General features: G+C 46.2%; 22 protein-coding genes. 3 read left to right on the forward strand and 19 right to left on the reverse strand.

All coding sequences use genetic code 11. The features are described from left to right. Nucleotides 1–25: 25 nt before the first annotated feature. The 9 genes from recO to rpoE all read right to left on the reverse strand — a co-directional run bounded on the left by recO (nucleotide 26) and on the right by rpoE (nucleotide 8,192). Nucleotides 26–736 (reverse strand): DNA repair protein RecO, encoded by a 711-nt coding sequence (gene recO, locus Q4Q50_RS10005; RefSeq protein ID WP_220592338.1) that lies wholly within the window; start codon nucleotides 734–736, stop codon nucleotides 26–28. Nucleotides 737–764: 28 nt separating this feature from the next. Next, complete coding sequence (gene era / locus Q4Q50_RS10010; protein ID WP_220776557.1) at nucleotides 765–1,781, reverse strand: GTPase Era; 1,017 nt, start codon at nucleotides 1,779–1,781, stop codon at nucleotides 765–767. Beyond that, nucleotides 1,778–2,458: a ribonuclease III gene (gene rnc, locus Q4Q50_RS10015; RefSeq protein WP_220592336.1), complete on the reverse strand. Its 681-nt coding sequence runs from the start codon at nucleotides 2,456–2,458 to the stop codon at nucleotides 1,778–1,780. The genes era and rnc overlap by 4 nt, the downstream gene beginning before the upstream one ends. Before the next feature lies 1 nt (nucleotide 2,459). Next, entirely contained in the window at nucleotides 2,460–3,377 is a 918-nt protein-coding gene (lepB, locus tag Q4Q50_RS10020; RefSeq protein WP_311899200.1) for a signal peptidase I, read from the reverse strand. Between the two features lie 182 nt (nucleotides 3,378–3,559). After that, entirely contained in the window at nucleotides 3,560–5,350 is a 1,791-nt protein-coding gene (gene lepA, locus Q4Q50_RS10025) for a translation elongation factor 4 (RefSeq protein ID WP_006080777.1), read from the reverse strand. 166 nt (nucleotides 5,351–5,516) lie between these two features. Then, the gene (locus tag Q4Q50_RS10030; RefSeq protein WP_006080776.1) at nucleotides 5,517–5,990 is read right to left on the reverse strand and encodes a SoxR reducing system RseC family protein; all 474 of its coding nucleotides are present in this window, start codon (nucleotides 5,988–5,990) and stop codon (nucleotides 5,517–5,519) included. Between the two features lie 10 nt (nucleotides 5,991–6,000). After that, a complete protein-coding gene (locus Q4Q50_RS10035; RefSeq protein ID WP_311899201.1) occupies nucleotides 6,001–6,933 on the reverse strand; it encodes a MucB/RseB C-terminal domain-containing protein in 933 nt (310 codons plus the stop codon). A 12-nt stretch (nucleotides 6,934–6,945) separates the two neighbouring features. Further along, on the reverse strand, nucleotides 6,946–7,572 hold the full coding sequence (locus tag Q4Q50_RS10040; protein ID WP_006080774.1) for a sigma-E factor negative regulatory protein: 627 nt from the start codon (nucleotides 7,570–7,572) through the stop codon (nucleotides 6,946–6,948). Between the two features lie 41 nt (nucleotides 7,573–7,613). Next, nucleotides 7,614–8,192, reverse strand: coding sequence for an RNA polymerase sigma factor RpoE (rpoE, locus tag Q4Q50_RS10045; RefSeq protein ID WP_006080773.1), 579 nt, complete (start codon nucleotides 8,190–8,192; stop codon nucleotides 7,614–7,616). Between the two features lie 190 nt (nucleotides 8,193–8,382). Here rpoE and nadB point away from each other — a divergent pair, with 190 nt between their 5' ends. Then, nucleotides 8,383–9,996 carry an L-aspartate oxidase gene (gene nadB / locus Q4Q50_RS10050; protein ID WP_006080772.1) on the forward strand — a complete coding sequence of 538 codons (1,614 nt, stop codon included), beginning with the start codon at nucleotides 8,383–8,385 and terminating at the stop codon, nucleotides 9,994–9,996. 51 nt (nucleotides 9,997–10,047) lie between these two features. Here nadB and Q4Q50_RS10055 read toward each other — a convergent pair whose 3' ends face one another. The 10 genes from Q4Q50_RS10055 to rppH form a co-directional block, all read right to left on the reverse strand. Further along, nucleotides 10,048–10,488, reverse strand: coding sequence for a protein YgfX (locus tag Q4Q50_RS10055; RefSeq protein WP_311899202.1), 441 nt, complete (start codon nucleotides 10,486–10,488; stop codon nucleotides 10,048–10,050). Next, nucleotides 10,469–10,717 carry an FAD assembly factor SdhE gene (locus Q4Q50_RS10060; RefSeq protein ID WP_126492496.1) on the reverse strand — a complete coding sequence of 83 codons (249 nt, stop codon included), beginning with the start codon at nucleotides 10,715–10,717 and terminating at the stop codon, nucleotides 10,469–10,471. The genes Q4Q50_RS10055 and Q4Q50_RS10060 overlap by 20 nt, the downstream gene beginning before the upstream one ends. 85 nt (nucleotides 10,718–10,802) lie before the next feature. Further along, the gene (gene nhaR / locus Q4Q50_RS10065; RefSeq protein ID WP_063884532.1) at nucleotides 10,803–11,711 is read right to left on the reverse strand and encodes a transcriptional activator NhaR; all 909 of its coding nucleotides are present in this window, start codon (nucleotides 11,709–11,711) and stop codon (nucleotides 10,803–10,805) included. A 73-nt stretch (nucleotides 11,712–11,784) separates the two neighbouring features. Continuing rightward, nucleotides 11,785–12,171, reverse strand: coding sequence for a hypothetical protein (locus Q4Q50_RS10070; protein WP_220592329.1), 387 nt, complete (start codon nucleotides 12,169–12,171; stop codon nucleotides 11,785–11,787). A 2-nt stretch (nucleotides 12,172–12,173) separates the two neighbouring features. Next, on the reverse strand, nucleotides 12,174–13,343 hold the full coding sequence (gene nhaA / locus Q4Q50_RS10075; protein WP_006080767.1) for a Na+/H+ antiporter NhaA: 1,170 nt from the start codon (nucleotides 13,341–13,343) through the stop codon (nucleotides 12,174–12,176). A gap of 117 nt (nucleotides 13,344–13,460) precedes the next feature. Next, nucleotides 13,461–14,255: a thymidylate synthase gene (gene thyA / locus Q4Q50_RS10080; protein WP_105249861.1), complete on the reverse strand. Its 795-nt coding sequence runs from the start codon at nucleotides 14,253–14,255 to the stop codon at nucleotides 13,461–13,463. Continuing rightward, on the reverse strand, nucleotides 14,252–15,061 hold the full coding sequence (gene lgt, locus Q4Q50_RS10085) for a prolipoprotein diacylglyceryl transferase (RefSeq protein WP_006080765.1): 810 nt from the start codon (nucleotides 15,059–15,061) through the stop codon (nucleotides 14,252–14,254). The genes thyA and lgt overlap by 4 nt, the downstream gene beginning before the upstream one ends. A 42-nt stretch (nucleotides 15,062–15,103) precedes the next feature. Next, nucleotides 15,104–15,904 carry a sulfite exporter TauE/SafE family protein gene (locus Q4Q50_RS10090; RefSeq protein ID WP_106649843.1) on the reverse strand — a complete coding sequence of 267 codons (801 nt, stop codon included), beginning with the start codon at nucleotides 15,902–15,904 and terminating at the stop codon, nucleotides 15,104–15,106. A gap of 59 nt (nucleotides 15,905–15,963) precedes the next feature. Further along, on the reverse strand, nucleotides 15,964–18,198 hold the full coding sequence (gene ptsP / locus Q4Q50_RS10095) for a phosphoenolpyruvate--protein phosphotransferase (RefSeq protein WP_311899203.1): 2,235 nt from the start codon (nucleotides 18,196–18,198) through the stop codon (nucleotides 15,964–15,966). A gap of 23 nt (nucleotides 18,199–18,221) precedes the next feature. After that, nucleotides 18,222–18,746, reverse strand: a complete 525-nt coding sequence (gene rppH / locus Q4Q50_RS10100; RefSeq protein ID WP_006080762.1) for an RNA pyrophosphohydrolase — start codon at nucleotides 18,744–18,746, stop codon at nucleotides 18,222–18,224. Nucleotides 18,747–19,436: 690 nt separating this feature from the next. On the opposite strand from rppH, the gene mutH reads away from it, so the two are divergent. Together mutH and Q4Q50_RS10110 are read left to right on the forward strand one after the other, a co-directional pair. Beyond that, nucleotides 19,437–20,108, forward strand: a complete 672-nt coding sequence (gene mutH, locus Q4Q50_RS10105) for a DNA mismatch repair endonuclease MutH (RefSeq protein ID WP_311899204.1) — start codon at nucleotides 19,437–19,439, stop codon at nucleotides 20,106–20,108. Between the two features lie 122 nt (nucleotides 20,109–20,230). After that, complete coding sequence (locus Q4Q50_RS10110; protein WP_006080760.1) at nucleotides 20,231–21,298, forward strand: adenylate/guanylate cyclase domain-containing protein; 1,068 nt, start codon at nucleotides 20,231–20,233, stop codon at nucleotides 21,296–21,298. The last annotated feature ends 11 nt before the right edge of the window (nucleotides 21,299–21,309 follow it).

Consider the following 21,309-nt stretch of genomic DNA (forward strand, 5'->3'; position numbering starts at 1 on the left):
TTAGGCTCACGCTAAAAAACAGGAGCTAGGGCGAATTATTCCCATCTATCTTAGTTGGTACGGCAGTGCTGACGAACAATTGTCGACTCAGTAGAGGTTTCGTACCAAGTAATGGCGTTAACAGGGAGCGCATCAGCAACTTAGCGCTTAAAAAATGTGCGTCGGTGAGTTGATTATCGTTAAGCGCCGTCAACATTGCCCCTTGGTAGGCGTTGCGAGCACGGGAGTTGAGCACAAATTGAAAGCCTAACTCAGGCACGAGCTGGTAATAATCTTCAGCAACCAGTGGTTCGCCTTGAGTATCGCGGCTAAGCGATGGCATAAAACCTAATTCCCGCAGTAAGGCGAGCTCAATATAACGCAGTTGGGATTGGCAAAACTTCGCAGCAAGAGCGACTAAAGCTTGATGATAAATGAGGAACAACTCTTCGGCGTTGTGCTGCACAGACAAAGTGCGAACCAATAACTCATTGATATACATGCCAGCAAACAAACTTTGGCCTGATAGAGGCACAGCAGGCGCTGCGGCTTCGACTTGAGTTAAGGTTTTTAATTCAGACTTACCACTAAATTCGAAGATCAGCGGTTGAAAGGGCTGGAGAATACTCTTGATAGAGCGCTTACCGCTGCCAGTTCGGGCAACCACATCGACCCGTCCAATGCCGTCAACTAAAAGGTTAACTAAGACACTGGACTCACGATATGGACGATGATGCAGAACATAGCCACGTTTCATCGGTAAGCGCGCTCGCTAGAATTAATGCTTAATCGTCACCGTAACCTAAGCTACGCAGGGCGCGTTCATCATCGGCCCAACCAGATTTCACTTTCACCCACACTTCGAGGAAGACTTTATTATCAAACAAGGTTTCCATGTCTAAGCGGGCTTGAGTCGCAATAGTACGAATACGTTCGCCCTTGCTACCAATCACCATACGTTTCTGGCCTTCACGCTCAACGAGGATCAGGGCATTGATTTGATAAACGCCATTTTCCATCATCTTGAACTGTTCGATTTCAACTGTCGCATCATAGGGTAATTCATCACCTAAGAAGCGCATCAGTTTTTCACGCACGATTTCTGACGCCATAAAACGTTGCGAACGGTCGGTAACATAATCTTCAGGGAAGAAGAAAGGTCCCTCAGGAATCGATGCCGCCGCCAGCTCTAAAATTCGCTGGACGTTGGTCCCCTTGCTGGCTGAAATCGGCAAGATTTCATCAAAAGGATATTTTTTGGCGACTTCTTCCAAATAGGGGAACAGTGATTCTTTGTCTTTGATGTTGTCGACTTTGTTGATCGCCAGAATTGTCTGACGTTCTTCACCGCCACGACGTAATTTGCTGAGCACCATTTCATCATCGGCGGTCCAGGTCATGCCATCAACCACAAAAATCACCATAGACACATCAGCAAGTGAACTGGCCGCAGCACGGTTCATCAAGCGATTAATCGCCCGCTGCTCTTCTATGTGCAAACCCGGTGTATCGATGAACACGATTTGCTTAGGACCATCGGTATGAATACCCATGATACGGTGGCGCGTCGTTTGCGGCTTTTTAGAAGTAATACTCACCTTTTGGCCAAGCAAACGGTTGATTAACGTCGATTTACCGACGTTAGGGCGACCAATAATCGCTACCATGCCGCAATAAGTGACATCGTAATGGGCCGACGGCGTTGGCGCGGCCGCATTCATCCTTGCCAGTAATTCATCTAAACTCGGCTCAGTTGCCGCTTTTGCAGCATCGATACCTGACAAGTCTGTTTTTTTGGTCATTTCTTTAGTAACTCCAATACTTGAGCGGCTGCGATTTGCTCGGCTTTACGGCGTGAACTCGCCACACCAATGACGCTTTGGCTCAAGTCTTCAATACGACATTCAACGGTAAATGTCTGATCGTGGGCATCGCCTTCTATGTTGATTACTTGGTAATCAGGTAGCGGCTTTTTAAACCCTTGTAAATGCTCTTGCAGTAAGGTTTTCGCGTCTTTTTGGCTGATCCCAGGTTGGATTTCGGCCAAACGTTCGGCATACCATTTCAGCAGTAATACACGGCAAACTTCGAGATCGGAATCAAGGTAAACGGCGCCAATAATGGCTTCAACCGCATCGGCAAGAATCGACTCGCGTCTAAATCCGCCACTTTTTAATTCACCAGGACCGAGATACAAATAATCGCCGAGCTTAAATTCTTGGGCGATGATAGTTAAGGTATCACCGCGCACTAAGGTGGCGCGCATCCGGCTTAAATCGCCTTCGGTCGCCTTCGGAAACTGATGATATAACGCATCAGAAATCACAATAGATAAAATTGAATCACCTAAAAACTCTAAGCGTTCATTGTGTTTATTTGCCGCACTTCTGTGGGTCAGCGCTTGAGTCAACAGCTCAATATTCTTGAACTCATAACCTAAAGTACGACACAAACGTGGCAAATTTTTAATCGGTTCCATGCTATTTAATTCCACCTACACGCTCAAAACGCACACCGCTTGGCACCCAAGTTGGGAGGAAGTCGGCTTTTGAACGGTCAAATTCAAAACTAATCCAAATCGCTACCGCTTTACCGACCAGGTTTTCTTCTGGCACAAAGCCCCAGAAACGACTGTCGGTACTGTTATCGCGGTTATCACCCATGGCAAAATAATGGCCTTCAGGCACTAAAAACTCACCTGCAGGTAAATTACCTTCGCGCTTAAAATATCCCAGCATGTCGGGACGACTTGGGTTGATCAAAATATCGTGGGCGACTTCGCCCAGTTGCTCCGTGTAACGCAGTAATGGCACGCCATCTTGGCTATAATCACCACGGCTGATCTCAGTACGGGCGATAACTTGTGGTTCTGGGCAAGCTGTTTGCTCAACGCCACAGGCCTTCTGGATCATCAACTGCTTATTACGGTAAATAATTCTATCACCCGGTAAACCGACAACACGTTTGATGTAGTCAATTGTCGGGTTTTCAGGGTATTTAAACACGATCACATCACCGCGTTTTGGCTCGCCGGTTTCAACCAGTTTAGTGCGCCATACGGGATCTTTAAGCCCATAACTGAATTTTTCCACCAGAATGAAGTCACCTACTAAGAGGGTTGGCATCATAGAACCCGATGGGATTTGAAATGGCTCATAAATGAATGAACGCAGGATCAACACAAAGGCAATCACAGGGAAAATAGAGTGCGCGGTTTCGACTATGGTCGACTCACGGATGATTTGGTACTCGGCTTCTTCGGTTAACGTCGCTTGCGAGGCCTTGGCTAACGCTAAATTCTCACGACGCTTAGGGGCGAATGCGAGCACATCGACTAACCAAATAAGTCCCGAGATCAGGGTGATTAGCACTAGAATAATGGAAAAATACGCTGCCATTGCTTATTGAACTCCTGCTTTAAAATCATTTAAAGGTGCCTAACTCAGCGAATATCATACTTTAGTTAACTTACCGTATTCGACCTTGGTAAACCAAAGTGATAAACCAATGCGATAACCTAACTAAAGCGCCGCAAACAGCGGCGCAATAGTCAACTAAATGGTCATTTCTATGCTAACGATTACTCGTTTAGCTTAAGTACCGCTAAGAATGCCTCCTGCGGCACCTCAACGTTACCCACTTGCTTCATCCGTTTCTTACCCTCTTTTTGTTTATTTAAGAGTTTTTTCTTACGAGAAACGTCGCCGCCATAACATTTAGCCGTTACGTCTTTACGCAAGGCTTTCACGGTTGAACGAGCAATAATTTGACTGCCCACAGCCGCTTGAATCGCGATATCAAACATCTGACGTGGGATCAGCTCTTTCATCTTATCGACTAAGGCTAAACCACGGTGACGAATGTTGGATCTATGGATAACCATAGCCAAGGCATCGACTCTGTCGCCGTTGATGAGAATATCTAAACGCACCATGTCTGCAGGATCGAAACGAATAAAGTTATATTCGAGTGATGCATAACCACGGCTAGTGGATTTCAAACGGTCGAAGAAGTCCATGACCACTTCCGCCATTGGCAGATGATACGTCACAGCCACTTGGTTACCGTGGTAAACCATGTTCACTTGCGTGCCACGTTTTTCAATACACAAGGTAATCACGTTACCTAAGTATTCTTTTGGCACTAAAATGTTGGCCTCAACAATCGGCTCACGCATTTCTTCGATGTTGTTAATCGCTGGTAGATCAGACGGGTTATCAACGTAAATCGTTTCACCGCTGGTCATCACCACTTCGTACACTACGGTTGGCGCTGTAGTGATCAACTCTAGGTTGTATTCACGCTCTAAACGCTCTTGTACGATTTCCATGTGCAGCAGGCCTAAATAGCCAATGCGGAAACCAAAACCGAGTGCCGATGAACTTTCTGGTTCGAAGAATAATGACGCATCGTTCAGGCTGAGCTTATTCAGCGCATCACGGAAGTTTTCATATTCGTCAGTAGAAATCGGGAATACGCCAGCGTATACCTGTGGCTTCACTTTCTTAAAACCAGGTAACGGCTTTTCAGCACCGTTTTTGGCTAAAGTTAATGTATCGCCCACAGGCGCGCCGTGAATTTCTTTCAGACCCGCAATCACAAAGCCTACTTCACCGGTTTTAAGTTCGGTTTTATCAGTTTGTTTTGGGGTGAAAATACCGACGCGATCTGCAGTGTGGTTTTGTCCTGTAGACATTACCTTAAACTTGTCACCTTTTTTCAGGCTACCGTGTTTAATTCGCACTAAAGACACTACGCCTAGGTAGTTATCAAACCAAGAATCGATGATCAAGGCTTGCAATGGTGCGTTAGGATCGCCTTCTGGCGGTGGAATTTTGGCAACAATGACTTCTAAAACCTCGTCGACACCGACACCGGTTTTAGCCGAACAACGCACAGCATCCATGGCATCGATACCGACGATATCTTCAATCTCGGCAGCAACACGTTCTGGATCGGCTTGTGGTAAGTCAATCTTGTTTAAAATAGGTACCACATCTAGATTCATATCCAGCGCGGTGTAACAGTTTGCCAGTGTCTGAGCTTCAACGCCCTGACCCGCATCAACCACCAGCAAAGCGCCTTCACAGGCAGCTAATGAGCGCGAGACCTCGTAGGAGAAGTCAACGTGACCTGGGGTATCAATAAAGTTGAGTTGATAGACAAGGCCATCTTTGGCTTTGTAATCCAAAGTGACACTTTGTGCCTTAATCGTAATACCACGCTCACGTTCTAGATCCATAGAATCTAAAACTTGAGCATCCATTTCACGGTCGGTTAAACCGCCACAAACCTGAATAAGACGATCTGATAGCGTCGATTTACCATGGTCGATATGGGCAATAATTGAGAAGTTTCTAATTTGTTTCATTATGCTGCAATGACTAATACTGAAAATGGATACGGTTCAAAGGAGCGAAATTGTACCTGATTGCGGTTTCAATACCAATCACATTCACTCCTACTTAGGACAGACCGATAAAACAACGCCCAAAACCGCAGTTAGTTGTTATTTGATAAAAAATAACACATTGAAATTATTGAGCTAATTCTTGTAAATTGATGCTCATGCCCAAATAGGCCAAAATCACAGGTTGAGCATCGACTTCTAAGCGTTTGGCCTGTTGCTTACCAAAAGACCACGCAAGCAAGGCACCAACGGCCGCAAAGCCCATGGCACCGAGGTTAGGATTAAACTCAAGCAACTGGCCTAAAAATTGGCCTAACGCCGCGCCAACAAACAAACCAAACAGCGGCATTAAATAGATTAATGCCGCGGCTTTGAGGATCACGCTCTCGGGAAGGCCTAATTTGAGTAACTCACCCGCCTCGCAGCGACGCTCACTCTGAATCGAAAATTGCTGGGTTTTCGAGGAAAAAGCCTGAGCAACAGCAGAAGTCCCGCAAGACTCACTGTTACTGCAGCTCTTGCAGGTACTCTTAAGTTCGACTTCAACCGTCAACCAGCCTTGGCTATCACTGGCGACGACTCGAGCAATTTCTTCCATCATAATCGGCGTCCTATTCTAGCGTCAGACTTTTAGCAATGCGTGTTAGGGTTTCTGTCGGCACTTTACCCACAGCAACCACTTCGGCATTACCCACTTTTTCTGAGACTAACGACAAACCATTGCGGGTGATTAATTCTTCAGGTAATGGACTTGTCCCCGCCCGCGCCACATAAACTGAAATATTAGCTAGTCCATCGGTCAGTGCTATGTATTCCACCGCCTCATGGCTACCAATCAATCTATGGTGATCACGCACGACCACAGTAAAACCTGCGGGTAACCAAGCAAATTGCCAGTTTTGACCATCTTGGCGCTCGGCTTGATCGATAACTGCTGGCCATTCTTGCTTATAGGCTTCTTGCAAAATGGCTGGCGGCTCGCTGAATTCGATAAGTTCAATCACCATGATCTGCTCAAGTAATTGCTTATCTTGAGTCAGCATGTCGTATCGCAGCGGCAGATAAGTTTCCATATCGAGCCAAATTTGAAAGCCATAACGGAATTCATCATTGGGCAATAGGCGGATCATTTGCCCCGGACGACCAGCAATACGGGTGCGACCACCAAGCACAAACTGATAACCCACTTCTAAATCCGCCATATTGGCAGAAAAAGCTGCTGGCCAAACACCTTGGATATGACTAGAAACAATACTGTATGCAGGCTCGTCGTGCTCAATAAAGGTGACACGATTGCCGACACGCACAGCATTTTTAGGTGGACCGTTAAGGTATTCTAGAAAGGCAACTTCTTGATTATTCACCTTACCGTGCAGGTAAACCAAAGGCCGAATATGATCGGCCTGAAGTTGAATAATCGATGCTTTAAACTCTTTCTCTCGTAAGGCCTGACTCATTTTCTCGAGCCAGACTTTGGCAGGCATATCTTCCTGCGCCATCGCAGGAAAGACCAAGGCTAATAAAGCCAACAGGATTAGACGCAAGCTAACTCCTCGTTATTGATTGACCGGAACGGGTACGACCTCGGTATTGTCCTCTACAACCGCACCGGTATTCAATCGTTGTTGCAACATATGATCTTGAATATAAGTATTAATTCGGCGACGCTGCTCGTTCACCTGATCATTGGTATAACCTTGATTCTGTTGAACTGGACCCGTTTGTAGGCTCACAGGTGATGCGCTACCAATTAGCGGTCTGGTAATCAATACGGGCGATGGTGACGCGGCGTCATCGGCGCTCTGATTGTAATTCTGCACACCAACAATCGCAAACATAGCAACCGTCGCAGCAATGGCATATTGGCCAAATTGCTTAAACAAAGGTACGACGCGGTTTTGCTGCGCATTGGCGGCAATTTGCGGGGTTACAGGTGCAGCAACCTTAGACGCATGATGCTTAGGCGCAACTATCGCTGGCTCAAGCTCAATGGCGGCGGCAATGCTAGCAGAGAGATCTAACACAATATTCTGCGGCAACTCGCCACGCATGGCATCGCCTATCATATGATAGTTATGCCATTTATCATGTGAATGTGTATCAGCAGATAACTCTGCCATGGTCTGCGCATCAGTCTCTCCATCGACTGCGGCAGATACCCATTCTTGACCTAATTTATCCATTTTTCACCTGTCTAAATATAAGGGTTTCTTAAAATAAGAATTTAGGCTTCCAGCAACGGCTGGAGCTTTTTATCGATTGCCTCTCGAGCTCGGAAGATACGCGATCTTACGGTCCCTACGGGGCAATCCATGACTATGGCAATGTCTTCGTAACTCATACCATCAAGTTCACGCAACGAGATGGCCATTCGTAATTCTTCTGGCAGCGTTTCTAAGGTATCGAAAATCACTTTTTTGATTTCTTCCGATAACAATAGCCGTTCTGGGGAGGCGAACTCCTTCAGCGCGTCACTGCCTTCATAATATTCGGCATCTTCTGCATCAACATCATTAGCGGGCGTTCTACGCCCCTGTGATACGAGATAATTCTTCGCAGTGTTTACTGCGATGCGGTACAACCAAGTATAAAATGCACTTTCACCGCGAAAGTTTGGCAAAGCTCGATAAGCTTTGATAAACGCTTCCTGTGCGACATCTGCAACGTCCGCTTGGTTCCGTACATAACGGGATATCAAGCTAATGACTTTACTTTGATATTTAAGCACTAACAGGTTAAAAGCGTTTTTATCACCTTGTTGTACGCGCTCAACTAATTGTTGATCACTTAATTGTCCACTCATCCGAGCCGACTTCTCCTAAATCTAAAATGCTGATTTCTCAGTCGCTCGAATCATATTCACTTATGTAGACTCGCGTACTTTGAAAAAGTTCTAAAAAATATACAAAAAAAGTAAGGTTAAAAGGAAAGTACCCATAATCCGTGAGTTGGTTTACCATAGTTGGCACTCTTCAGTCACATCATGATACCCGATGAAACAAGTAGTTGAACACCAATCTGACATATTAGTCATAGGTAGCGGTGCCGCAGGTCTGACACTAGCTTTGCATCTTGCTGAAAAAGCAAAAGTAATTCTGCTTTCAAAAGGCCCACTCTCGGAAGGGTCGACTTACTACGCCCAAGGCGGTATCGCCTCCGTCTTCGACGAAAGTGACACTATCGAATCCCATGTTGCAGACACATTAATCGCAGGTGCGGGTTTATGCGACAAAGATGTCGTCACTTTTACCGCTGAAAATGCTAAGAGTGCGATGCAATGGCTTATCGAATGTGGCGTCGCCTTCGATAAAGAAGAAACCACTGACGGTAATGCAAAAGACGCACCTTACCATTTAACCCGTGAAGGCGGCCATAGCCACAGACGTATTTTGCACGCTGCCGATGCCACAGGCAAAGAAGTGCAAACCACGCTACAAGAGCGTGCACTCGCCCACCCCAATATCCAAGTTTTAGAACGCTATAACGCCATCGACCTTATCACCACCCGTAAATTAAATCGCCCAGGAAATCGAGTGTTAGGCGCTTATGTGTGGAATCGCAACGAAGAACACGTCGAAACCGTTAAGGCCAAGTTTGTTGCGTTAGCGACCGGCGGTAGTTCTAAAGTTTATCAATATACCTCTAACCCCGATGTCGCTAGCGGCGATGGTATTGCCATGGCATGGCGTGCAGGTTGCCGCGTGGCGAATATGGAGTTCAACCAATTCCATCCGACGTGTTTGTACCATGCCGATGCGCGCAACTTCTTACTCACCGAAGCCCTGCGTGGTGAAGGGGCTTATTTGCGTCGTCCTGACGGCAGCCGTTTTATGCCGGACTTTGATGAACGCGCTGAACTCGCCCCACGTGACATTGTTGCTCGCGCTATCGACTATGAGATGAAACGTCTCGGTGCCGATTGTGTGTATCTGGATATCAGCCATAAAGATGCTGACTTTGTGATGAAGCATTTCCCGACCATCTATAGCCGCTGCTTAGAGCTGGGGATTGATATCACTAAAGATGCTATCCCTGTCGTGCCTGCGGCTCACTACACCTGCGGCGGCGTGATGACAGATATGCACGGTCAAACGGATCTCAACGGCCTCTATGCCATTGGTGAAGTGGCCTATACGGGCTTGCATGGCGCGAATCGTCTGGCAAGTAACTCGCTACTCGAATGTTTAGTGTTTGCCCGTGCGGCGTCACATGATATTGAGAGCCAGCTGTATAAAATTCAAATGCCGGGACAAATTCCAGCATGGGATGAAAGCAAAGTCTCTAACTCGGACGAAGAAGTGGTCATCGCCCATAACTGGCACGAACTGCGGTTATTCATGTGGGACTACGTCGGGATCGTGCGCTCGGATAAACGTCTGGAGCGTGCTCTGCGTCGCTGCCTGATGTTACAGCAAGAAATTCAGGAATATTACAGTAACTTCAGAGTCAGCAATAACTTGCTCGAATTACGTAACTTAGTGCAAGTGGCCGAGTTGATTATTCGCTGTGCCATGGAGCGTAAAGAAAGCCGTGGTTTGCATTTTAATATCGATCACCCTGAGAAATTAGACGCGCCGCGCCCAACAATTTTACTACCAGAAAAGTAACCGCTTATGTGTTTATAGGCTTAGGTTCTTATTTGGCTTGCAGAAAACAGACTAAACCTCGGTATCAGGTTTAGTCTGTTTTATTTTAGCCCGTAGTAACAGCCGGCATAAATGCCGATAGTCAGTATCGTCTAGCATATCCGCCCAAACTATCAAGAGCCGCAGCTGAGTATCCACTTCGATATACATCAAACATACAAAGGGTGTCACCCAAGTGCGCTTTAATACCTTAAAGTGCTCCCCCGTTGATAAACGTCCCTCGCCTTTATCACTAAGCACAAAATCTAAACGCCAATGCTGCAGTCGCCACAACTGCGACAGCAAGAAAATACAAACTAGCAGGATAAACATATATTTAAGCAGGGATAAGGTGAGATTATCGCTTTGAGGCCAGAGCAGAAATGAGCTAGAGCAGACACAAATAAAAACGACCAACGAGAGTCGTTGGTCGAAGGAGGCTTTTACACTGAAACTATGGTGCCGGTCTTCCACGGACTTTCACTACCATGCGCGCAAGCTCAGCATCAGGGCACACTTCATGACCCATAAACCATGCAAACAATTCGGGATCTTCACATTCCAACAAACGGATAAACACGGTTTTATCTTGATCGGACATTTCTTGATAGAAATTTTCAACAAAAGGTTGAAACAAAACGTCTAATTCCAGCATCCCGCGGCGACATGCCCAGCGAACCCTTGCGATGTTCATTAATTCCAAGGTATTTCTCCCAACACAGATTTGGCATTAGTCTATCAGTTCAGTGACTAAAGTGTCGATTAACCCTTCACATTGGCTCACAAAATTAGCATTGTTTTACTTGCATATCGCGTCCAGCAAAGAGATCGCTGAAATCTGTATCTAACAAGCGCTTTACCGCAGGATGTTGGATCATACGTTCGGCAAACATCACATGGTATTCCTCTTTCACATCCGTGGTTTCACCGAGCAAATTCATCCCATGGGAAATCACTTCTTGGCGATAAATCGACGGCGTGACAAATATCCCCCGTTTAAGGTAACCAAAGGCCTTCATCATGGCCGCATCGTCGAACTCACCCAAGATACTGACTTTAAGATTTTGTTCGTCAAACCAGCGATATAACTGCTGTCCAAGTGAGGTTCTGCGGCCGGGGATCAATAGCTGGCCTTGCTCTAAACAGGCTGGGAAATCAGCACTATAAGTATCAGCGGAGAAAAAACTCACACCACACTCGCCTAACTTTTTAGATAAGATTTCGGGATACTTCAGTGATTCACCGGCACAATCGGAGAGGATCATATCCAGTTTATGCTCACGCAAACGCGCCATCAGGCTCTCGTGGGTCGCCTCATAGCAAGCTAAATGCATAGAACTGTCATTGGGGACGACGGATAACAAGACACGGCTGACTAAGGCTTTAGACAAAGCATCGGCGATACCCACTTCGAAAAGCATGGCATCATCTTTTTGATAGTTAAGTAAATCGAGCATTTCATAGCTAAGACTAAACATCTTATCTGCGTAGCGAAATACTAACTCACCTAACTCAGTGGCTTCCAGTGTCCGCCCTACTCGCTTGAATAAACTGCCATTCAACCTGTCTTCTAGGGCACGAATTTGCCCTGTTATCGTTTGCGGCGTTAAACAGAGGGCTTCAGCCGCCTTAGCAACCGAGCCCTTTTTCTTAATCATCCAAAAATAATACAGGTGGTTGTAATTCAAGTGCAGCATGCTCATCCGTTTTGAATCGCCCCTCATACGCCCAAGGCGCAGAGGGATTATAAATCTATTGTTTTAAATCAGTTTATTGCAAACGCTGGCAATCAAGCAAGTTTGTGACTATGCCTTGTAATTGCTCCAAATCAGTCGCATTACCCAGACTTACCGCTTCAGTGACACCTGAGACTAAAACATGACGTTCAGGGATACGTTCAGCGCAATAGGTCCGATTCGCCTCTTGGAAACGTTTACCGCCGCGATATTTAAGCGCCCTTGATTCATAACCATTGGTTTCTAATCTCGCCCCTAAGGAATCAGATTTAAACATCAGAGCGCCATCCACTATCCCTTCAAGATAGCTTTGGCAAGTCTGAGAGTTCGCATCCTGATTACAGGCCGCTATTTGTGATGCCGTTGCGGTTGTCGATAGACATAAGAGTGTTGCCATTCCCATTAATTTCAACTTTATCATAGTTATACTCCTTTATTAGGTAACACTTTTGATAACCAGAAATACCCGACTAGCGCCGCCATAATCGAACCGATTAAGGTTCCTAGGCGTGCTAAGTCACCGTACATAGGGTCTGCATGTTCAAAGGCTAACGACGCAATAAACATAGACATAGTAAACCCAATACCGCACATGGCCGCGACTGGGGCAATTTGCTTCCAACCTACACCATCGGGTAACTGAGCGAGTTTAAGTTTCACCGCAATATAGCTAAACACCATCACACCAATAGGCTTGCCTAACATCAGGCCCAGTGCAATACCGACAGGTACCGGAGAAATTAACGTCTCCAAATTCATATTGCCGACATAAACACCCGCATTGGCGAAAGCGAACACAGGCAGAATGAAGAAGGTGCTCCAAGGGTGCAAACTGTGCTCTAAGCCTTCTGAAGGTGAGCTGCCATCCTTTGCCCGTAATGGAATACAGAAAGCGATGATGACGCCAGCCAGAGTCGCATGCACTCCAGACTTAAGTACGGCGACCCAAAGGATTAATCCTAAGATGCCATAGGGTAAAAGTGAGGTGACCCCTTTGCGGTTTAATCCAACCAAACCCGCAATCGCTAAACTGGCAATCACTAAACTGATGGTTGATAGGTCGGTGCTGTAGAACAGCGCGATAATCACTATGACGCCTAAGTCATCGATAATCGCTAAAGCAAGTAAGAAGACTTTCAGTGAAACGGGAACTCGGCTCCCAAGCAGCGCCATAATACCTAAAGCAAACGCAATATCCGTCGCGGCAGGAATCGCCCAGCCCGCTTGTGTGACCGGATCGCCATAGTTAAACAGCAAGTACACCCCAGCAGGGACTAACATGCCGCCAATGGCCGCAAAGGTAGGCAGAGAGGCTTGAGCGACACTCGATAAGGCGCCTTCGAGTAACTCACGTTTAACTTCTAAACCAATAAGCAAAAAGAATACGGCCATCAGGCCATCGTTGATCCACAGAATTAGCGGCTTATGAATATCGAGCTCGCCAATTTTAACTTGTACGTCAGTGCCTAAAAAGCCTTGATAAAGTCCAGATAAAGGGGAATTGGCCATCAGCATAGCTAAGGCAACAGCAACCAATAATAGGATACCGCCAGCCGATTCTTGGCTCAGAAAATTTCTAATTGCTTTTTCCATCGTGCACTCCTAAAAATCATAATGAATTGAGTGTAGACGAATTGTAACAACAAATATAATCGTAAGTTTCGACCTAACACCTCGGCTATTCCGAGGTATTAGTCGAAAAATTGCACGTTAGACGGCGACAGGTGCTTTGATATGGGGATGTGGAGCATAGTTTGTTAGCTCGAAATCGTCGAATTGATAATCAAAAATTGACTCAGGTCTGCGTACAATAGTCATGGTCGGCAACGGTTTTGGATCACGGCTTAACTGCAGTGCCGTCTGTTCCATATGATTAGAATATAAATGGGTATCGCCACCCGTCCATACAAAATCACCTAAGGCCAAGTCACATTGCTGGGCGACCATCATAGTTAACAAAGCATAACTGGCAATATTAAATGGCAAACCAAGAAACACATCACAACTACGCTGATACAGCTGACAAGATAATTTGCCATCGGCTACATAGAACTGAAAAAACGCGTGGCACGGTGCCAAAGCCATTTTATCCAGTTCGCCCACGTTCCAAGCAGAAACGATAAGACGGCGAGAATCTGGTTGAGATTTTATCTGGGCGATAACTTGCGAAATCTGGTCGATAGCATCACCACTCTGGGTTGGCCAACTGCGCCACTGGGCACCATAAACTGGGCCCAAATCGCCATTATCATCGGCCCATTCGTCCCAAATACTGACCTTATTTTCGCGTAAATAGGCAACGTTAGTTTCACCCTTCAGGAACCACAGCAATTCGTGGATGATAGAGCGCATGTGGCATTTCTTGGTGCTTACCAAAGGAAAACCTTTGCTCAAATCGAAGCGCATTTGATAGCCAAATACTGAGCGAGTCCCCGTACCTGTGCGATCCGATTTATCCACACCTTCGGCTAAGATGTGCTTCATTAAGTCTAAATACTGTTTCATTGCTGCTTACCTTGCTTACGAAAAATCAAGTACAAACCGATTAACACCATAGGGATAGAGAGTATCTGCCCCATGGTCATCAATCCCCAGTAGAGTCCCAACTGTGCATCGGGTTGTCTCACCGTTTCAACCATAATACGGAAAATACCGTAACCGACTAAGAACATACCAGAGACGGCACCAACTTTATCGGTACGTTTACTAAACCAGTAAAGTAAAAGAAATAATGCCACACCTTCAAGTGCAAATTGGTACAACTGGGAAGGATGGCGCGGTTCGGGGCCTCCAGTTGGAAACACCATGCCCCATGGGACGTCTGTGGTTCGGCCCCAGAGTTCACCATTAATAAAGTTACCAATTCGCCCTGCGCCTAAACCGATAGGCACAACAGGTGCCACCATATCGGCTACTGCAAAGAAGGTGCGCTTTTGTTTCCAGGCAATATAAATCATCGCCGCTATCACGCCCATCAAACCGCCGTGGAAGGACATGCCGCCTTCGGAGATTTTAAATAAATACATAGGGCTGGCGAGGAAATAATCGAAATGATAAAAAAGCACATAACCGACACGCCCGCCCAATATCACCCCAAGAAAACCATAAAAGAGTAAATCTGACACTTGCTCCCGCGACCATACTCCCTTGGAGCGGTCAGCTTGTCGATTGAGCAACCACATAGCCGCAACAAATCCGACTAAATAGGTAAAACCATACCAACGCAGTGCAGGTTCAAAGGTTTGTCCAAACAGATTAAAGGGTCCAAATGATACGATCACGGGATCGATATTGGGGAAACTCAACGCCATAACACATCCATTAGCAGCCTCAAATAGAGGTAAACATAAAAACTAGGTCAGAATTAACTTAAGGCCGACACACAGCAATAACAGTGCAAATATCTTTTTAAGTACCGATGTTGGCCAAGTGCTTGCCGCTTTCACGCCAACGGGCGCCATCAGGACAGAAGTGATCACTAAACCAAACAAAGCAGGTAAAAAGATAAAACCTAAGGTGCCATAAGGTAACTCGGGCGCATTAAGGCCTGCGATGATATAGCCGAAACTGCCCGACAGGGAGATCAACAAACCTGTCGCCGCCGAAAACCCAACCGCGTAACGCATCTGCAGACCAAAGAAGGTTAAAAACGGCACTAACAATACTCCGCCACCAATTCCCATTAATCCTGCAATTACAGCGACGATTACAGCAACCACAAACAGAATAATTGAACTAGGTAATTCTCGGTTCGATTCAGTTTTAAGGGGATACGCCATCTGAATCGCCATTAAAATCACAAAAGCCGCAAAGCCTTGTTTAAGAGTTGCAGCAGGGATCTGTTCGGCAATGAAACCTGACATCAACGCACCGAGCACAATCCCAGGGAACATAGTACGAAACAATCCCCAGGGCACGTTCCCCCGCTTGTGATGCGCTCGCATCGATGAGATGGAAGTGAGAATAATGGCCGCCAGCGAAGTGGCTATCGCAATATGGGGTAATTGCGCAGAAGTAATCCCAACGGAAGGCAGAATATAAAGCAGCGCAGGCACTACAATCAAGCCGCCACCGATACCTAATAATCCCGCCATAAAGCCGACAAATGCACCTAAAGCTAAGCAAATAAAAAACACCGACAACAAACTATCCACACGAGTACCTACAGCGTGATAAATTGAGGGCCTTAGCTTAAAGCAAAAGACAAGATTAGTTAATTAAGAATTGTCGAGAGACCTTGCTGGTTTAAATATTCTTTAACCAACTCGCGCACTTGGAAGCCATTTGATAGGCTCAAGGATTTAGCTAGCAATTGATCTAAATCGGCCCTTGCAACGCGGCGCAATAGATAATTGATCCGCGCTAAACTGCCCTGATTCATACTCAATTGATCGTATCCCATGGCCACCAACAAAATGGCGCCCATAGGCTCGCCCGCGAGCTCTCCACAAATACTGATATCAAGCTTATGATATCGACAATCTAAGTGAGCCTGATGCAAAGCCCGCAATATCCCAGGGTGATAACTGTCAAATAACGAGCTCACCCGTGGATTGTTACGGTCAACCGCAAGCAAATACTGGGTTAAGTCATTACTGCCAACGGAAACAAAATCTACCCGTTTTGCCACATCATCCAATTGATACAACATAGCCGGCACTTCGAGCATAATGCCGATGCGTGGCATCACTATGTTGCTGTTTACATCGTTCTTAAGTTCAACATAGGCTTGCTGCAGATATTCTAAGGATTGATCGATTTCATCTAAGTTACTGACCATGGGCAGTAAAATACTTAATTGCTTACCATCTCCACCCGCCTGCAACATGGCCCGTAACTGCACCAAAAATAACTCAGGATGATCCAGCGACAAACGGATCCCGCGCCAACCGAGGAAAGGATTGTCTTCTTTAATTGGGAAATACGGCAGAGGTTTATCACCGCCAACATCCAAAGTGCGCATCACCACAGGTCGACCCGACGCCGCCGATAAGACCTGTTGATAGACTTTGACTTGCTCAGACTCACTCGGGAAACGTTGTTGTAGCATAAAAGGGATTTCGGTGCGATATAGCCCAATTCCGTCAGCGCCTTCGGCAATTTCTGAGGCCACGCCACTGAGTAAGCCCGCATTGAGATACAAGCGAATACGTGAGCCATCGAGGGTTACAGAAGGCAGTGCTAATTCTTGAGCATACTGGCGTTGCAGCGCTTTTTGCGCCGAAATTAAGCTGCGATACTCGCCGACAATAGCAGGGGATGGCGATACCAATAGCTGGCCACGACTTGCGTTTACCACTAAGAGCTTTTGGTCAATATTGGCGGATAACAGTTGTTCTACACCAGTAATGGCCGGCACACCTAAGGCGCGGGCTAAAATAGCGGCATGGGAGTTTACCCCGCCAAGCTCAGTGACAATCCCCGCAAGTTTCTGCCTTGGGAACTCAGCCAGCATAGTCGCATCGGCTTCGCGGGTAATTAAAATTACAGGTTTATCGGGTTCAAGCTCTAAACGCTCTGGCTCAATCAGCTGGCGCAATACTTTTTGGCCTAAGTCGCGGATATCGCTTGCCCGCTCCTTAAGATAAGGATCTTCCATCGCCAAAAATTGCTGAATATAACGCAAGGACACTCGGCTTACCGCCGATTCAGCAGCCCAACCTAATTGCACCTCGCGGGCATACTCTCCGCCTAAACTGGCGTCATCAAGTAATAGCTGTAATGCATTGAAAATAGAGACGACTTCGTCATCTTGCTCGCGGTCAAACCGCTGAGATAATGCGCCAATCGCTTCTTTACAACGCACCATAGCCGTCGTTAAGCGGCTGGACTCATAGGCAATATCATCAGAGCGCACGTCGGGCTGCTCAAGGGGGATTTCTCCACCGAGCACAAAGGCATACGCAATGGCGATACCGTTTGATGCCGACGTACCTTGAAATAGAATTTGTTGATGATGGGAACTGACTTGGGCTTTTTGTTTTAAGCCGCGCACAGCCATTGCTAACTGGGCGGCGAGCGTCATCAGGAAGGCTTCTTCGCCTTCACTGAATTGGCGCGCACTCGCCTGCTGAACCACTATCACTCCGACCACGGCTTTCTGGTAGATGATAGGTACGGCTAGAAAGGCGCGGTATTCTTCTTCGGCGACTTCAGGGAAAAGTTTGAATCGAGGATGAAGCCGTGCATCCGCTAAGTTAACCGCCTCTTCTCGCTGGGCAGCGAGTCCCACTAAACCTTCGGTCAGCGGCATACGTACCCGACCAACGGCGCTTTTTTCAAGACCGTCGGTTGCAGATAACACCAGTTCTTGCTCTTCTAGGATATAGATGGAGCAACATTGGGTTTCCATCGCCGCTTTAGTCGATGAGACTAAGACTTCTAATGCGGTTTCCAAACTGTGGGCAGATGCCACAGCCTGAGTAATATCCCTAAGCGTATTTAACACTGTTTTCAATCCTCTTTTGAAAATCAGCCCGTTGTTTTTTGTCTTCCCCGTTTCCTAGGTATTTCTAGGGTCTGGAATGACAATGCCGTTACCGCAAACTCTTTCATCACCTTACGATAAACATCACGCTTAAATGACACGACTTGCCGCACAGGATACCAATAACTTACCCAGCGCCAATCGTCAAATTCAGGATGCCCAGAGGAGCTTAAATTAATCGCACTATCTTGGCTTTTCAGTTGTAACAGAAACCACTTTTGTTTTTGCCCAATACACACAGGTTTACTGTCTTGCCTGACTAAACGCTTTGGCAAACGATAGCGTAACCAAGAACGGGTCGAGGTTAGGATATGCACGTGTTCGGGTCTTAGGCCCACTTCTTCATATAACTCACGGTACATTGCCTCTTCTGCTGTCTCGCCATCATCGACACCACCTTGAGGAAATTGCCATGAGTGTTGACCGAAGCGTCTGGCCCACATGACTTGGCCATATCTGTTACAAATTATAATGCCCACATTTGCGCGAAAGCCGTCGCTATCAATCACATGGACTCCAAATCACATTAAATTTTAATAAACTGATTGTTTCATAAAGCTAGTCTCTCAGCAAACCTCTATTTCACCCTAGGCCTTGGATAAAATCACACTTAAAAGACATTTATCAACAAAGCTAGGGGATGAAATGCGGGGATATCCACATTTTCTGTGGATATCTCTGTTTGAAACTCAGGTAAACTTGTTATAACGCTCAAAAAACATCTGTTTACCGCCATTTAAATAATTTAGAGTTAAAACTTAATTAAAATTAAATTCAACAACTTAAATAGATCCCTTCATTTTAAAATGGCAAAAAAAACAATAAAGCTCATTATTTAACCAGCCAGAGGTATTTCTATAGTTCTCACAACACTACACAACTTTATACACAAATAGTGTCCACAACTGTCCACAAAAGCCAGAATAAATGCCCTTTATTCGCATTGACTTGGGGTTTTTATTAGGTTAGGGGACGCATTTTACTGAGTTATCCATAATATCTGTGGATAAGTGTGTGAGGAACGCAAGGGAAAGCAGAGAGTAACTTTGAACACTTTTTTGCAAAACGGGGAGTAACTCAGATATAAAATTTAAAATCAGGCACTTAGTTCAAAAGCATTCGTTATAATTTTACCCGAACTTTGGCGCTCACTTTTTAACCGCCATTGCTAAGCGGTTATTTTTAAGTAAAATCCAACCATGAATCAAATTATCCCGCCCGAAAATCTCCCTGAGTTACTCGAACGCGCCCATCTGATGGCTGGCGTGAGTTTGGCGCAAATAGCAGCACAAAGAGGCTTAAATGTTCCCAGGGATCTTAAACGCGATAAAGGCTGGGTCGGCCAATTAATCGAAATGGAATTGGGCGCAACGGCGGGGTCTAAACCTGAGCAAGATTTTCTACATTTAGGGGTAGAACTTAAAACCATCCCCATAGATTCACAAGGGCGACCACTGGAGACCACTTATGTCTGCGTGGCACCGCTGTCAAATATCCAAGGGTTAACCTGGCAAAATAGCTTAGTCTGCCATAAGTTACAGCGCGTCCTTTGGGTACCTGTAGAAGGTGAACGGCACATTCCTGTAGGTGAGCGCCGTATTGGCACCCCGATATTGTGGGAGCCTGATCCACAGGAGTTGCAATTACTGCAACAGGATTGGGAAGAGATCATGGAGCTTATCGCCCTCGGCAAAGTCGAAAAACTCACCGCACGCCACGGCGAAGTACTGCAATTACGTCCCAAAGCCGCCAACAGTAAAGCATTAACGCAAAGCATTGCCGAAGATGGCAGCCTCAAAATGACCAACCCTAGGGGTTTTTATTTAAAGACCAGTTTCACCGCCATGATACTTAATAAGGTTTTTGGTTAATATTTAGTGACGATATAGACTTAGATTGATCCAGATCACAAATTTCACTGGCACTAAGGTGACTCTTTTCTATAAACTACGGCATTCTGAAATCACAGCCGTATTCGGATACCCATCACGCAGTGAGAGCACGTAGACAAGCGAAAAAACTCCTTTTTGCGATTTTAGCTTGGGCGATTGCCATGGCTGCATTCGTGTTTTTTCGATATGCCCAATCACCAGAACTGCCCCAATGGGCGGTAGGTTCGGCCGATCTCGCGACACTTGCTATCTATATGGGGATAATTTTTGGCAGCCTGCATTGGATGTCGAACGTTATTGCTGATTTCAGTGCTATCAATCGCCTCCCCTATGTGTTTTCTGTCATCTTTAAAGGCTTGTTTTTATTACTGGGGGCGACGACATTAGCTTACATGACCCAGTTCTTGAATATGTGGGCCATCGAAAATCACATGTCGACCCTAAGACAAATGCTGACGGCGCACATTCTCTACAGTCCTTCATTCCAAGCATTGATCGTCTATCTGGTGGTCGTGCGAGTCAGTTTAGCCTTCGTCGAGCAAATGGCGCTGTTAGTTGGCCCACGTATTCTGCTCAACATTGGCCTCGGTAAATACCATAAGCCAAGGTACGAACAACGATTATTCCTTTACTTAGACATGGTCGCCTCGACCACACACGCCGAATCACTTGGGGATTACCGTTTTAGCCGCTTGATCCAAGATAGCTTTAGTTTGCTGTCTGATACTGTGACCAACAACGAAGCCGAGATTTATCGCTATATGGGCGATGCCGTGTTGATCCACTGGCCTTTAGAAGAAGGGATAGTCCACGACCGCTGCATGAATATCTATTTTGAATTTAGTCAGCAGCTTAATTGGCAAAGACGTTACTTTGAAGAACACTATGGCTTTGTGCCTAAGTTTAAAGCGGCGGCCCATTGTGGCCAAGTCGTAGCAGCGGTTGTTGGCGTGCAAAAACAGGAGATTAGTTTCTTTAGTGATGTGCTCAATACCCTAGCGAGACTGCAAGATCAGTGTAATCCCTTGGGGCAACGCATGTTGATCTCGGGCGCACTCGCGGGACGTTTAGATAATCCCAACACGCAATATCACCTATCGAATCTAGGCCCAGTCAAACTCAAAGGGAAACAACACTCCATCGAAGTGTTTGGCGTTTCCCCACTCTAATTTCTCATCAT

Source organism: Shewanella scandinavica, assembly GCF_031932065.1.
GTDB lineage: Bacteria > Pseudomonadota > Gammaproteobacteria > Enterobacterales > Shewanellaceae > Shewanella > Shewanella baltica.